The 14,804-nt window shown below is 61.8% G+C and carries 13 protein-coding genes; 3 read left to right on the top strand and 10 right to left on the bottom strand.

Annotation, left to right across the window (positions count from 1 at the left end):
- Positions 1-16 precede the first annotated feature (16 nt).
- Positions 17-3,079 (top strand): TonB-dependent receptor, encoded by a 3,063-nt coding sequence (locus tag ACIX9_RS14360; RefSeq protein ID WP_232298723.1) that lies wholly within the window; start codon positions 17-19, stop codon positions 3,077-3,079.
- 67 nt (positions 3,080-3,146) lie between these two features.
- On the opposite strand, the gene ACIX9_RS14355 is transcribed toward ACIX9_RS14360, so the two are convergent.
- The 8 genes from ACIX9_RS14355 to allB are packed head-to-tail and all read right to left on the bottom strand — an operon-like array spanning position 3,147 to position 11,136.
- A complete protein-coding gene (locus ACIX9_RS14355) occupies positions 3,147-4,814 on the bottom strand; it encodes an NAD-dependent succinate-semialdehyde dehydrogenase (RefSeq protein WP_013581214.1) in 1,668 nt (555 codons plus the stop codon).
- Positions 4,815-4,831: 17 nt separating this feature from the next.
- Positions 4,832-6,103: a M20 family metallo-hydrolase gene (locus ACIX9_RS14350; RefSeq protein ID WP_013581213.1), complete on the bottom strand. Its 1,272-nt coding sequence runs from the start codon at positions 6,101-6,103 to the stop codon at positions 4,832-4,834.
- The gene (allE, locus tag ACIX9_RS14345) at positions 6,100-6,846 is read right to left on the bottom strand and encodes a (S)-ureidoglycine aminohydrolase (protein ID WP_013581212.1); all 747 of its coding nucleotides are present in this window, start codon (positions 6,844-6,846) and stop codon (positions 6,100-6,102) included. The genes ACIX9_RS14350 and allE overlap by 4 nt, the downstream gene beginning before the upstream one ends.
- Complete coding sequence (locus tag ACIX9_RS14340; RefSeq protein WP_013581211.1) at positions 6,839-8,065, bottom strand: allantoate amidohydrolase; 1,227 nt, start codon at positions 8,063-8,065, stop codon at positions 6,839-6,841. The genes allE and ACIX9_RS14340 overlap by 8 nt, the downstream gene beginning before the upstream one ends.
- Positions 8,062-8,925 carry a factor-independent urate hydroxylase gene (pucL, locus tag ACIX9_RS14335; protein ID WP_013581210.1) on the bottom strand — a complete coding sequence of 288 codons (864 nt, stop codon included), beginning with the start codon at positions 8,923-8,925 and terminating at the stop codon, positions 8,062-8,064. The genes ACIX9_RS14340 and pucL overlap by 4 nt, the downstream gene beginning before the upstream one ends.
- A complete protein-coding gene (uraH, locus tag ACIX9_RS14330) occupies positions 8,925-9,263 on the bottom strand; it encodes a hydroxyisourate hydrolase (protein ID WP_013581209.1) in 339 nt (112 codons plus the stop codon). The genes pucL and uraH overlap by 1 nt, the downstream gene beginning before the upstream one ends.
- Positions 9,263-9,790, bottom strand: a complete 528-nt coding sequence (gene uraD, locus ACIX9_RS14325) for a 2-oxo-4-hydroxy-4-carboxy-5-ureidoimidazoline decarboxylase (RefSeq protein ID WP_013581208.1) — start codon at positions 9,788-9,790, stop codon at positions 9,263-9,265. Before uraD ends, uraH begins: the two co-directional genes overlap by 1 nt.
- Positions 9,784-11,136 (bottom strand): allantoinase AllB, encoded by a 1,353-nt coding sequence (allB, locus tag ACIX9_RS14320; RefSeq protein ID WP_013581207.1) that lies wholly within the window; start codon positions 11,134-11,136, stop codon positions 9,784-9,786. The genes uraD and allB overlap by 7 nt, the downstream gene beginning before the upstream one ends.
- A 12-nt stretch (positions 11,137-11,148) precedes the next feature.
- On the opposite strand from allB, the gene ACIX9_RS14315 reads away from it, so the two are divergent.
- Both ACIX9_RS14315 and ACIX9_RS14310 read left to right on the top strand, forming a co-directional pair.
- Positions 11,149-11,631, top strand: a complete 483-nt coding sequence (locus ACIX9_RS14315; RefSeq protein ID WP_013581206.1) for a nucleoside deaminase — start codon at positions 11,149-11,151, stop codon at positions 11,629-11,631.
- Positions 11,631-12,926, top strand: coding sequence for a homoserine dehydrogenase (locus ACIX9_RS14310; RefSeq protein ID WP_013581205.1), 1,296 nt, complete (start codon positions 11,631-11,633; stop codon positions 12,924-12,926). Before ACIX9_RS14315 ends, ACIX9_RS14310 begins: the two co-directional genes overlap by 1 nt.
- Positions 12,927-12,939: 13 nt before the next feature.
- Here ACIX9_RS14310 and ACIX9_RS14305 read toward each other — a convergent pair whose 3' ends face one another.
- A complete protein-coding gene (locus tag ACIX9_RS14305; RefSeq protein ID WP_157477577.1) occupies positions 12,940-13,431 on the bottom strand; it encodes a hypothetical protein in 492 nt (163 codons plus the stop codon).
- Positions 13,432-13,552: 121 nt separating this feature from the next.
- Positions 13,553-14,770, bottom strand: coding sequence for a molybdopterin-synthase adenylyltransferase MoeB (gene moeB, locus ACIX9_RS14300; RefSeq protein WP_013581203.1), 1,218 nt, complete (start codon positions 14,768-14,770; stop codon positions 13,553-13,555).
- Positions 14,771-14,804 lie beyond the last annotated feature (34 nt).

The raw sequence follows: 14,804 nt of genomic DNA, 5'->3' as shown, positions 1-14,804 counted from the left end.
ACATTCAAGCCGCATTTTGAACGCCGCTTTGATCGTCCTGTCCTCCCTCTCCCTGGTCTGCCCAGCCGCTGTTCTGGCCCAGGCTCCCGCAGCCAGCACCCAGACGGCTCCGGCCGCGGGTGGGGTCACTGTGCGTGGAACGATCGCAGACCCTGACGCAGCCGTCATCCCCGGTGCCACTGTCACCTTGACGCCGGCCGCCGGAAAAGCCTTCACCACGACCACTGGCTCCGACGGCTCCTATGCCTTGCGCGGCGTGCCCTCCGGCAGCTATTCGCTGACCGTTACCATGCCCGGCTTCGCCACCTATGTCCGCCAGGGCGTGCGTGTCTCCTCCGGTCAGGCTCTTGCGCTCGATGCCAAGCTCGCCATTCAGAATCAGCAGACGGAGGTCACCGTCACCGCCAACCCCAATGCCGTCTCGGTCGATCCCGACTCCAATGCCAGTTCCACGATCATCAAGGGCGCTGACCTCGACGCCCTCTCGGACGACCCCGACGATCTATCGGCAGAACTCACCGCCCTCGCCGGTCCCGCAGCCGGCCCCAACGGCGGACAGATTTACATCGACGGCTTCACCGGCGGCCAGCTTCCGCCGAAGTCCTCCATCCGTGAAATCCGCATCAACCAGAATCCCTTCTCAGCTCAGTATGACAAGGTCGGCTACGGCCGGATCGAGGTCTTCACCAAGCCGGGAACCGACAAGTTCCACGGCAACCTCTCCGTTCAGGGAAATGACTCTGTCCTCAATACCTCCAGCCCTTTCCTCGGCACCGCCAACAAGCAGCCCAACTACTACACCCTCTTCACCGTCGGCTCGCTGACCGGTCCCATCAACAAGTACTCGTCCTTCACCCTCTCTGGATCGCACCGCAGCATCCAGACCAACACCCTCATCAACCCCACGGGCTTCTTCGCCAACTCGGCCACGTCGACGACACTCTGCGCTCCGCTTGACATCACCTGCACCAACCAGGGCAGCTACCCGCAGTCTTCTCGTGCCGTCCCCGCTCCCCAGTCGCGTTCTGATATCAGCCCGCGCGTGGATATCGCTCTCGGTGAAAAGAACACCCTGACCGCTCGCTATCAGTATGAGACCAATACCCTCAACAATCAGGGCCTCAACAGCGGACTCGCTTTGCCGTCCACTGCCTACAGCTCCGGCAACACTGAAAACACCATCCAGATCTCCGACACCCAGCTCCTGAGTGCGAAGATCGTCAACGAAACTCGCTTCGAGTATCAGCGCACCACGGCTACCGAAAACCCGCTCTCCACCCTCCCCACGCTCACCGTGCAGGGCACCTTCACCGGCGGCGGCAGTGCAGCCGGCATCTCGAACAGCACAAGCACGCACATTGAGATTCAGAACTACACCTCGGTCGCCCTGGCCAAGAACTTTATCCGCTTCGGCGGGCGCCTTCGCACCACCAGTGAAGTCCTGACCTCCACCGCCGGGACCAACGGCATCTTCACCTACAACTACCTCCTTGACCCATGCGTCTACGGCGACTCCACTGGAGCCAAGCCGAGCGGCTGCGTCGCCACCACGACGCCTTGTCTGCCAGCCAACAATACGGTCAACAATGGCGGCTATTACTCCTCCTACCAGTGCGGACTGGCCAGCCAGTACAACATCACCAAGATCAACAATCTCAACGTCGGCACCCGCACCACGGACGTCGGCCTTTACGTTGAAGACGACTGGAAGCCGCGCCCCAACCTCACCGTCAGTTACGGTATGCGATTGGAAGCCCAAAACAACATCGCCAGCGGCCATGACTTCGCTCCGCGCTTCGCCGTCTCCTACGGACTGCCGCATAAGGGTGGTGGCACGCCGACCGTCCTGCGCGGCGGCTATGGAATTTTCTACGACCGCTTCGCACTCGCCGATACCCTCACGAACATCCGTCTCAACGGTCTCAACCAGACCCAGCTCACCTATAACTCTCCGGGCGCAGCCTGCCAGCCAAGCACAACGACCGGCACCGGCGCGACACTGGGTTGCACAACCGGAGCGACCACGGCCGGTCTAACCACCGTCTATACCGCCAACCCGACCCTCCGCAGCTCGTATAACCTTCAGACCGGTATCGGCGTCGATCAGCAGCTTGGCCGCATCGGCACCGTCTCGGTCAACTACATCAACACCCGCGGCGTACATCAGTTCCTCTCGCGTGCCTACGTCCAGCCCACCGCGTATGACTACCAGTACGATTCGGGCGGTATCTATAAACAGAATCAGCTTGCTTTCAACGCCCGCATCAATACAAAGCGCGTCTCTCTTTTTGGCTACTACGTCCTCGGCTTCGCCAACGGCAACACCAACGGCGCGGATACGTTCCTGACCAACGTGAACGCCACCACAACCGACTACGGTCGCTCCTCCTTCAACCACCGGAATCAGGCCTTCGTCGGCGGCAGCGTCACTGCGCCCTTCAAGATCGCTCTCTCGCCGTTTATCACCGCGCAGAGCGGGCAGCCGTACAACATCACCACCGGAACCGACGTCAACAAAGACTCCAACTTCAACGACCGTCCTGCCTTCCTACCCGGTGCGGACTCGGCCAGCTGCTCCAACGCCAACTCCTTCTCTACGCCATCGCAGGGAAGCGTCTATACCCCCATCCCGATCAACTACTGCACCGGCCCCGCGCAGTTCACCTTCAACCTCCGCATCGGACGCACCTTCGGCTTCGGTCCTCTGACGGATAAAGCTGCAGCCGCTAAGGCAGCTGCACAAAACAATGGTGGTCCGGGTGGACCAGGAGGTCCTGGTGGCCCTGGCGGCGGACGTCCCGGCGGCGGCGGTGGTCGTGGCGGTGGAGGCGGCGGTCGCGGAGGCCCCGGTGGTGGTGGCCCAGGCGGCGGCTTCGGCGGTGCCTCAAACACCGGCCACAAGTACAACCTCAGCCTCGGTGCTCAGGCCTTCAACCTCTTCAACGTCATTCCATATGGCAACCCGGTCGGCACCTTGACCTCGTCACGCTTCGGCCAGTTCAATACCCTCGCGGGTGGCCAAAGCTCGGCAGGAACCGCAGTGCGCCGCTTCTTCCTACAGGCCAACCTCACCTTCTAACCGAACTACAGCAAAAGGTCCGAGGCTCATGCGAGCCTCGGACCTTTTTTTTGTTCTCCAGCAAGACTCAGGTCAGCAGCAGAAGTGCACACAACATCAGCACCAGCACACCCTGCTGCGTCTTATTCTCCAATGCCTTCTCCAGCATCTGCTTGAAGTCATGCTCAGTCGGTTCAGGCGTAAACGAGCGGAACAGAGCCTTCTCTTCGACCTTCTCCTGCACCATCACTGGGACGGCACGAAAGCTCACCGAGTCCTCAATCTCCGGCTCTTCGATCTCCGGCTGCTCAAGCTTTTCTTCGCTGATCTTCTCTTCGGCAATCTTCTCCACCGCAATCGGCTCGTACACCCGGCGCACAGGCTCAACTGCCTCCGCGATCACCACCGTCTTGGCATTCATGAACTCCCGCATCCCCGCCACGGAAAGTTCACGCCCATACCCTGACCGCTTCGTGCCGCCAAACGGAAGCCGCGCGTCGCTGACTACCGGCGTATTCACAAACACGCCGCCGCACTGCAGCTCCGCGACAAACCGTCCGCGCTCGTCTGCATCCTTGGTCCAGACGGAAGCCCCCAGCCCAAACGGTGTGTCGTTCGCAATCTCAATCGCCTCATCCAGGGACTTCGCCCGGAACAGCATCGCCACCGGCCCAAAGATCTCGTCGCGATACACCGCTGCAGCCCGTGGCAGATCCGCAATCACCGTGGGCTCAAAGAAATTGCCCGCACCCAACATGCGTTCGCCGCCTGTCGTGATGCGGCCTCCGGCCTTCACTGCCGCCGCAACCTGTGCTTCGATATCCAGCAGCCCCTGCTCGGTTGCCAGCGGCCCAACCTCGGTATCTTCCTTCATCGGATCGCCGACGCGCAGCGTCTCCATGGCGGCGGAGAACAGCATCTCGAATTCCTCGTACACCGCTTCATGAATCACAAAACGCTTGGCAGCAATGCACGACTGCCCATTGTTCATCGTCCGAGCCTTCACACCCGCGTTGATCGCCGCCTCCATGTTTGCGGACGGCATCACGATGAACGGGTCAGACCCGCCCAGCTCCAGCACAGACTTCTTGACCAGCCAACCTGCCTGCGCCGCAATCGCGCGACCTGCAGCCTCGGACCCGGTGACGGTCACAGCAGCCACGCGAGCATCGCCCAGCACCGCCTCAACCTGACCGGACTCGATCAGCAACGCCTGAAACGTGCCCCGCGGAAACCCCGCGCGCCGCACCAACGACTCGATCGCCAGCGCGCACTGCGGCACGTTTGAAGCATGTTTCAGTAACCCAACATTCCCGGCCATCAGAGCCGGTGCCAGAAACCGGAAGACCTGCCAGAACGGGAAGTTCCACGGCATCACCGCCAGTACGACGCCCATTGGCTCCCAGCGGACATAACTCTCGTTCCCGCCCGTCTCAATCGTCTCGGGTGCCAGCATTCGTTCCGCGTTCTCGGCATAGTAGCGGCAGCACGCCGCGCACTTGAGAATCTCCTGCCGCGCGGACACGATGGTCTTGCCCATCTCTGTCGTCAGCAGCGTCGCAAGCTCTTCTGTCTCGTGCTCCAGAATCCCTGCGAGCTTCCGCATCCACAGCGCACGGTAGTCCAGCGGAACTCCGCGATCCTCACGCAGCGCAAGTTGCGCCAGCGCCAGCTTGCCGGAGATGGCAGCCTGCGTCAGCGGCTCGAAGCTGCGGAGCACCATGCCGTTCGTCGGGTTGGTCGTCTGGATAGGCATCGGCTGATGCCATGAGTTTACTCCGAAGACAACACCGTAAGTACCTCAGTAAGTAACTGTGTACCGTGCGAGATACCCTCTACCGTCGCAAACTCGTCCGGTCGATGACTCACCCCACCCCGGCACGGAATGAAGATCATGCCCACCGGACAGATCTGCGCCATGAACAGCGTGTCGTGATAAGCCCGGCTTACCATCATGCGGCTTGACATCCCAGCCGCGACCGCTGCCCCTGAAATCGCCCCCACGATCCGCTCTCCGCAAGCCGCCGGCACATCCTCATTCACCAGCGTCTCCGTGATCCTAACTCCGCGCTTAGTCTCAATCGCCGCGATCTCGCTTCGAATCGCATCCATCACGCGCCCCCGCCGCCTTGGGTCGGTATCGCGCAGATCCAGTTCCAGTGCCACCTTGCTCGGCACCGAGTTCACCGCACCCGGATACACCCCACACGTCCCCACTGTAGCCACGGTATCGATCGTCCCCAGGGTGAGCGCACTCCGCTCCACAGCCAGGATCACCTCGGAGGCCGCACACAGTGCGTCCCGCCGATCCGGCATCAGCAGCGCACCCGCATGACCGCCAAACCCCTCGATCACAAACCGGTAGCTCGCAGGCGCGGCAATCGAAGTCACAATCCCAACATCCTGCCCATCCCGCTCCAGCAGTGGCCCCTGCTCGATATGCAACTCTACAAACTCGGCATAGTGACCGGGTAAAAGCCGCGTAGAAGTAAGAGCTCCGGTGAACCCCGCAGCCGTCCTCACCTCATCCAGCGTCTTCGCAGCCTCACCTTTGGCCGCCGTCAAATCGATCAGCCCACCCGCCTTGACGTCACTCAACGTCCCCGCCATCAGCCGAGACCCAAGGCACCCGATCCCAAATCGCGTAGGCTCCTCAGACGTAAAGAGGATCAATTCGACTGCCCGCTTCGGCTGCACGCCGGAAGTCTTGATCGCCCGCAGCGCCTCCAGACCCCCGATCACTCCGACTGTCCCGTCGTACATTCCTGCATGGGGAATCGCGTCGATATGCGATCCCGTCGCGACCGCAGCCAGCGAGGGATCAGCCCCCTCAAGCCTGATGAACGTGTTTCCAACCGCATCCACCCGAACCGCAAACCCCTCAGCCTCAGCCAGCCCAATCAGCCAAGTCCGAGCCGCAAGGTCATCGTCCGTAAACACTACCCGAGTCACCGCTGTGCCTTCGCTTGAAGGCTCTACGTGCGTGAACCGAGCCAGCTCCTCCAACTCCCGCTGCACCCTCGCCCCATCCACATGCGCGCTCACCGCGCACCTCCAGCCAGAGGATGCCGATTCCAATCCTTATAGATCAGATACTTCGCCGGCACCTTTCCCAGCGCCCCAAACCACTGCGGACAGTACGGAGCCATCCAGATAAAATCACCGGCTGTCACTGGATACCAGTCATCTCCCAGCCGGTAGATCCCGCCACCCTCCAGCATCAGCAGCCCGTGCTCCATCACATGAATCTCCACCATGGAGAGAGCCGCACCCGGCTGATAGGTCATCGTGTTCACCGCAAAGTCATGCCACGGCGCATCAGGGATCATCACCCGCACTCGTAGATCCTCATCCCCACCCAGAGCCATAGCGGTCAACTCAGACTCATGCCCCACAAAGGCCTTCGGGCTCTCGACTCCTTCCAGAGGCACGTAGGTCTTCTCGATCACCGCAAGCCGCGCAGCCTCACTCGCCGTAACGTCATGGGCCTGTCCCTGCGGCAGATAAGCGAAGCTCCCAGCGCGCAAAGAGTATGTAACCGAATCGATCACAATCTCCGCGGCCCCGGTAAGCACATAAAAAAAGCGCTGCGCCGTGATATTTCCGAGCTGCCCACCAGCCTCCAGCTCCGCCGTGTACTGCGCAAACCCCGCACCTGCAGCGGGAGCGATATGCACGATCCCCACCCCACCCTGCATCCCCGGCAGCGCCGCCCGAACAAACGTATCCGGCGTCTGCAAAAGATGGTCCTGCCTCAGCTTGCTGCGTGTCTCGCCCAGCTTATGCATTGTTCCTCTCGATCGTCTCCGGCTTCAGTCTACGCAGGAACTCCACTGTAGTCTTCAGTGCCGCATCCACATCCTCAACGGACACACTTTCGCTTGGATGATGACTCACCCCACCCGGCGTCCGCACAAACAGCATCGTCGCCGGCACATGCGGAGCCACGATCATTGCATCATGACCCGCGCCGCTCACCAGCGCACCACCGCCATACCCACAAGCCTCTGCCGCATCGCGCACCAACCCTGTCAGCCGAGTATCCATCCCCACTGCCGCCTGATCCAGCAGCAGCACCTGGCTCATCGCAACACCGCGCCGAGCTGCCACGTCATCAGCCGCGCCAAGCAACTGAGCTACCGCCGTCACTCTCACTGAATCCACCGCATGACGCACATCCAACGAAGCCGTCACCACTCCCGGCACCACATTCCCCAGCCCAGGCTCCGCGATGATCGCCCCCACCGTAGCCACCAAACCCTCCACCTTCAAGCCCTCAGCCTCCACCAGCCCGATCCATTCAGCCGCCGTCGCCAGCGCATCCTTCCGCAGCCTCATGGGCGTAGTCCCCGCATGATTCGCCTGCCCCTCAAACCGCACTCGCAGCCGAGTCTGCCCCGCAATTGCCGTCACCGCAGCCACCGCACGTCCCTCGGCCTCGAGCACCGGTCCCTGCTCGATATGTACCTCAAAGTAAGCGAACGCCTCCTTCGCCAGCCGAGCCTCACTCAATCGCTCTACCTCCAGCCCGTAACCACGAATCGCCTGAGCCACACTCACGCCGCCAGCGTCCGTAAGCCCCAGCGCGGCCTCATCCAGCGTCTCCACAACCGCCCTCGACCCCAAAAAAGGCGTACTGAATCGAACCCCTTCTTCCTCCGAAAAAGCAATCACTTCCACGGCAAAAGAAAGCGCCACAGCTCGCAACTCTTCCACGGCTGCCACAGCGACCATCACCCCCAGCGGCCCATCGAATGCTCCCGCGTTCACCACCGTATCCAGGTGCGAGGCCATCACCACCCGCGGCCCGCTCCCCATCACCCCACGCAGATTCCCCACAGCGTCCATCGACACCGCAAGCCCAGCCTCCCGCATCCACTTCGCAACCAGATCGTTTGCAGCATGCATCGCCGGAGAAAGAAACGTCCGCGTCGTCTCGCCAGGCACATCGCTGATCAGCGCCAGCTCCCGGCACCGAGCCACCACTCGCTCAGCCGCCGCACTCACTTGCGCCGTACCCGGGCTTCGATGTACCCATGCGGCTCATCGGTCGGCACAAAGATCTGGTTCGGATTGTCCTGCCCAAACTTCGATAGATCCACCAGCAGGCAATGCTTGTTCGGCATCGCCAGCTCGATCTCCGTGATCTCCGCCACAGCCTCCAGCGCCGCATCCGCCATCGCATACAGCGTATGCTGCACGCTCTCGCTCATATGGTCCGCAAACACCTTCAGCATCACCTCACGCGCTGCCTTGCGCATTGCAGCAAACTCCACCGGACCGCTGTAGGTCCACTTCGCATCCACCGCCGTCCCAAACACCCGGTCCCGCGTCTCCGGCAGCGTCGTCAACTCATCCCGCTGAAAGCCGCTGAACGCCGAGTTCGCCGTCTTCAGCAACTGCAGATTCGCAAAGCCCGCAATGAACTTCTTTTCCCCAGCCCGAGCCTGTTCCACCGTTGCTGTCTGCACCTCGTTGCTGCCGCGCATGAACGTATCCGGATGTTCTTTCCCATCCACTGTCAGCCGCTTCCACAGCGCAGCCTCAATATGCACCCGCACTGAACTCACCTGCTCATTGCGCCGCAGCAGATGCTCAATCAGCTCCTCCGCAAACTCCTCCATCGTCGTCGCAGAGGACCACCGCGCCAGCGAGTACACCGTGTTCTTCATCGTGTCCGTCGTCACGATCTTCGAGTTATCTCCAACCGTATGCGCCGTCTCAAAGTCCCCGCGCAGCAGCACCTGCACCGTCCACTCATGAACGTCGCTGCGCCCCTCTGCACGTGTCACCTTCAGCAGCCGAACCTTCGACTTCCCATACCGGTTCGCCACAATTTCAAACTTCGCATCCGTCAACTCAGCCATCAGGAACCTCGATAAGTCGTATAGCCGTTCGCAGTCAGCAGCAGTGGAATATGGAAGTGCTGCCCCGCATCCCGTACCTCAAAAGCAATCTCAACGAAAGGGTAGAGCCCGCTCAACCCCTGTGCCTCATAATAAGTCGCCGTCGCGAACCGCAGACGATACACCCCCACCGTCAGCGCCTCACCCTCCGCCAGCATCGCTTTGCACCGCCCGTCCGCGTCCGTCGTCTCGGTCCGCAGTGTGCGCCATTCTTCACCCTCAAGGAGCGACAAGCCCACCGCCACTCCACTCGCAGGCCGTCCCACGGCCGTATCCAGAATATGCGTCGAGATCCCCATCACTCTCCCCTCAGCCAGCGCTGCAGCCGCAGCCGCGTAATCTGCTTCTGCTGCTCCGCCGCCTCATTCATCTCTTCCTCTTCCGTCGAACTCATCCGCGCCTTCAGCATTTCAAGAATCTCGCGCTTCGACCGCCCACTCGCACAGATCAAAAACGTTCGCCCGAACTTGGCCTCGTACTCGCGGTTACCCTCAGCCAGTAACTCAGCCTCATACGCCTCGCCCGCCATCGCCTCACGCTGCTCAGAGCTTGACCATGCAAGAGCCTTCGCTGAGGCCGCCGCATGCTTCTCCCCAATCCGGGGATGCGTCGCAAACGCTGCGAGCCAATCATCCTGCGTCAACCCCAGCCAGACCTTTTCTGAAGCCGCATACACCGCAGTCTCGTCCGCATAAGGCCGCCCATGCGCCAGCCCCTGGGCCCACGCCGTAGACCCATTGCACGGCAGCACCTCGGCCTCAGCCGAGACCTCATCCATCTCGTTCCATCTCGCCAGAATCTCATTCATCGCAGGTCCGTTCAGCATAGCCGCAACTCCCGTCCTGTGCGACCCTCCGCAAAGCCCGCACCATACTCAAACACCCTCTGCCCCCGCACCCACGTCTCCATCACGCGCCCCTTCACCCGTTCGCCAAGATAAGGCGAAACCTTGTGCCGAAAATAAAGATCGTTCACGCCGATCAACCACTCGGCCTCCATGTCGAACACCACGAACGTCGCCTCACGCCCTGCACCCAGCGACCCCACCCGATCCTCCAGCCCCGCCAGCTTCGCCGGAGCCGTACCCATCCAACGCATCACGTCGCCCAGCCCAAAGCCTCGCCGCACAGCCTCCGTAAACATCACCGGCAGCGCCACGCTCAGGCTTGCAATCCCACCCCACGCCAGATCGAACCGCCCCACATCCATCCGCTTCATCTCCGCCGGACAAGGCGAGTGATCCGTTGCCACCAAGTCGATCACCCCATCCCGCAACCCCTGCCAAAGTAACTCCCTGTTCCGCTCACTCCGGATCGGCGGCGCACACTTGTGCACCGTGCTCCCGTAAGGCACTCGCTCCGCAGAAAAATACAGATAGTGCGGACAGGTCTCGACCGTCACCGGCAGTCCTTCCGCCTTGGCCTCCCGCAGCATCTCCAGCGCCAGCCCAGTAGCCAGATGCACGATATGCAGCCTGAACCCATACTTCCTGCAGAGCCCAATCAACATCCGCACCGCCGCCACCTCCGCCTCATCCGGCCGGCTCGCCAGGTAAGTCGAGTAGCTCCGCCAGTCTTTATCCTTCAACCCCTCCGCGGCCTCATCGATCGGCCCCTGCAGCTCCGCATGCACCAGCAGCGGCAACCCCGTCCTCGCAATCGCCGGCAACGCGGCCTCCAGTTGCGCCTGATCCACCATCGTGAACCCCTCGCATCCGGGATAAACCAGAAAGCATTTGAACCCGCAGACCCCAGCGGCTGCCAGCCCCTCAAGCTCCCCCTGGTTATCCGCAACACATCCACCCCACGCCGCCCAATCCACCACACAGTGACCCTCAGCCGCAGCTCTCTTCGCCTCCAGCGCCGGAACGTTCGTCGTCTCCGGCAGCCCATTCAGAGGCATATCGACCAGCGTCGTATACCCACCCGCCGCCGCCGCCTGCGTAGCCGTCTCAAACCCTTCCCAATCCCCACGCCCCGGCTCATTGATATGCACATGCGAGTCCACCAGCCCTGGCAGCAGCGCCATCTTGCCATGCTCCACCCGCATGACATCTCCCGGAATCTCATCGATCCCGCATCCGCCCACAATCCGTCCATCCTCAACCAGCAGAGCCCCCGCCTTGATTCCACCCGCCGTCACAATCGCTTCCGACACATGAGCCTGTACCATAATCGAAAGTCTATGACACTGCCCCCCGATCACGACAAGTTCATGCAGCAGGCCATCGATCTCGCCACCCAGAACGTCCTCTCCGGACGCGGCGGACCCTTCGGCGCAGTCATCGTCCGCGCCGGCGAGGTCATCGCCACCGGAATCAATCTCGTCACCGCCACCAACGACCCCACCGCCCACGCTGAAGTCACCGCCATTCGCAACGCCTGCGCCCATCTCTCCACCTTCGAGCTCCGCGGCGCAACCCTCTACTCCAGCTGCGAGCCCTGCCCCATGTGCCTCACCGCCATCCTTTGGTCCCGCATTGACACCCTCTACTTTGGCAGCACCGCCACAGACGCCGCCGAAGCCGGCTTCGACGACTCCTTCTTCTACCAGCAGGTCCGCCTCCCCACCTTCGACCGCGACCTCCCCACCACCAACATCCTCCGCACGGAAGCCCTGGCCCCCTTCAACGCGTGGCGCACCTTTACCGCCAGAATCGACTACTGATGACCACACAGAACATCACCAAAATCGCACTCGTAGGCTTCGGCACCGTAGGCAGCAGCGTAGCCAAGCTCCTCCACACCCTGAACCTCCCCAACCTCCGGCTCACCCACATCTATAACCGCGGCATAGCCGGTAAGCGGGGAAGCGCGGAGGCCGCCTTCGTCCCTGCCGACGCTATCTGGACCGAAGACATAGAAGACCTCCTCACGTCCGATGCAGACGTCATCGTCGAACTCATGGGCGGCCTCGACCCTGCGGGCCCCTGGATCGAACGCGCCCTTGCCTCCGGCAAATCTGTCGTTACCGCCAACAAACAGCTCATCGCGTACCAAGGCCCCGCGCTCCTGGCGAAGGCCGCCGCCACCAACGTCCATCTCCTCCACGGAGCGGCCGTAGCCGGCGGAGTCCCCGTCATCCCCGGCATCACCCAGGGCCTCGGCGGCGACCAGATCACCCGCATCTCCGGCATCCTCAACGGCACCTGCAACTTCATCCTCTCCAAGATGGAAGCCGGCGCACGCTACTCGGAGGTCCTCGCCGAAGCCCAGTCCCTTGGCTACGCAGAGTCCGACCCCACCGCGGACGTAGGCGGCTTCGACGCCCGCGCCAAGCTCTGCATCCTCGCCCGCATCGGCATGCACGTCGAGCTCGACCCCGAGCAGGTCGCCACCCAGACCATCGCCCTCGTCGACGCGGTAGACTTCGCATACGCCAAAGAACTCGGCTGCACCATCCGCCAGGTCTCCCGCGTCCAGCTCTCCAGCACCAGCCCGGACTCCATGTACGCCCGCGTAGCCCCCATGCTCGTGCCGCGCGAGTCCCCCATCGCCTGGTCCCACGGCACGCAGAACATGGTCGTCACCACCGGCCGCTTCGGCGGAGACGTCGTCTTCTCCGGCCACGGCGCAGGCGGCGAAGCCACCGCGGTCGCCGTCCTCTCGGACCTCCTGGCCGTCTCGCAGAACTCCCGCCCCGTAGCCTTCCCGGTCACCCCACGTCCCGTCACCGGAGACTCGGTAGCCCCGCACTACCTGCGCTTCATCGTGGACGACAAACCCGGCATCGTCTCCGCCATCGCCGGAGCCCTGTCCAAGGTCGGAGCCAACATAGACTCCATCATCCAACGCCCCGGCTACCCTAAAAACCGCCTCGCCTTCGTCGTCACCACCGAGCCTTGTCTCACCAGCACCATCGCCGAAGCCGTCGAGTCCATGGGCAAAATGGACTGCATGTTGGAGCCCCCGCTAAGCCTCCAAATCCTGGTCATAGACGATAAGGACGAACCCACCGCCTGAGCACCTGGACTGGTTACTTGCTCCTGTTTCCCTCAGCCCGCATATCCCGCAGCACTTCGATAAACTTCCCCGCCACCGCCTCATGCAGGGCGAACGATTCATCCAGATCGTTCGCCTTGATCAGCTCAATCACATCCGCCAGATCACGCAGCCGCGACACCGGCGAACCCAGGTAACTGGAGAGCTTGATCTCAATCAACGTCCGCAGAGTCGCAATCGTAGGCTCCTCAGACACTACCGCAGGCAAGGGAAGCATCAGCGGCCCGGGACCGACCGCTCCATCCCCTGGAAGCAGATCAATCTCAACCTTGCTCACCCGGTCCGTCAACGTCATACTCGACCCCGGATTTACGCGGAAACCTGAGATCGAGAGTCTCTCCATCGCAGCGGCAACGTCAGGCACCACGATATCTACGTCGGAAGTAAACCGCGCATAGCCATGTTCCTGCACCGCGTAGCCCCCCACCACGAGCGAGGGAATCCCATGCTCTGCAAGCACTCGCACAGCTTTCCTCATCGTTCGGCTTAACGCAGTTGAGCCCGACACCTTCCTCAGGAGCCGGGCTCGAACACCGTGCGACGCGATCTTTGCGGCAACCTGCCTCATTGCCGCATTCTACAGTTCATCAGTACTTCGCCATCGTCGTATCCACCTTGTCCGCCCAATCCAGAATCCCACCAGCCAGATTCTGAACATTGATGAACCCGGCATTCTTCAGCACGATAGCCGCCTTCTGGCTCCGAGCACCAGACCGGCAATGCACCACGATCTCCGCATCCTTAGCCACAGGAATCTCAGAGATCCGCGCCTCCAGCGACCCCACCGGAATTAGCGGAGCCCCCAAATTAGCAATCGGGTACTCATGCGGCTCACGCACATCGAGCAGGAAGAAATCCTCCCCCGCATCGCGCTTCGCCTTCAGATCCAGCACGGAGATCTGCGGAATCCCATCGACCACAGCGCCGGAAACATCCTTGTTCTGAGCCACCTCAAGCGGTCCCACGGACGTAGGCTTTTCGATCCCGCAGAACTGGTCATAGTCGATCAGTTCCTTGATCTCATGCGTCCCGCAGGCGGGGCAATCAGGATTCTTCCGCAGCTTCAACGTGCGAAAGTTCATCCCCAGCGCGTCTACAAGCAGCAACCGGCCAGCCAGAGTCTCGCCAATTCCAAGGATCAGCTTGATGACTTCAGTCGCCTGAATGATGCCGACCAGCCCCGGCAGAATCCCCAGTACACCACCTTCGGCGCAGGAGGGAACCAGCCCCGGCGGTGGCGGCTCAGGATAGAGGCAGCGGTAGCAAGGCCCCGTCTCCGTCGCAAACACGCTCGCCTGACCTTCAAACCGGAAGATCGACCCATACGCATTCGGCTTGCCCGTCAGCACGCACGCATCGTTCACCAGGTACCGTGTCTGAAAGTTATCCGTTCCGTCTGCAATGACGTCGTAGTCCTTGAAGATCTCGAGCGCATTCTCGCTCGTCAGCATGGTGTTGTACTTGACCACGTTCAGGTTCGGGTTCAGGCCCTTCAGCATGATCTCCGCTGAATCCACCTTCAACATCCCCACCGTCTTGGTGGAGTGGATCACCTGCCGCTGCAGGTTGCTCGCATCCACGGTATCGAAGTCCACCAGCCCCAGCGTCCCAACACCAGCCGCAGCCAGGTAGAGCGCCAGCGGAGCACCCAGCCCGCCGGTCCCGACGCAAAGCACCTTCGCAGCCTTCAGCTTCTGCTGCCCTTCATACCCCACCTCCGGCAGAATCAAATGCCGCGAGTAGCGTGCCACTTCCTCATTCGTCAACTTCGGTAAAGCCTGTACTTGCTCTTCCACTAAAACCATCTCAAAACTCCTCACCCCGACACGGCCGTCATTC

Source organism: Granulicella tundricola MP5ACTX9, assembly GCF_000178975.2.
In the GTDB taxonomy this organism is placed as follows: Bacteria; Acidobacteriota; Terriglobia; order Terriglobales; family Acidobacteriaceae; genus Edaphobacter; species Edaphobacter tundricola.
Note: the sequence above shows the minus strand (reverse complement) of the source record. Positions and strands in the feature narration are given on the sequence as shown.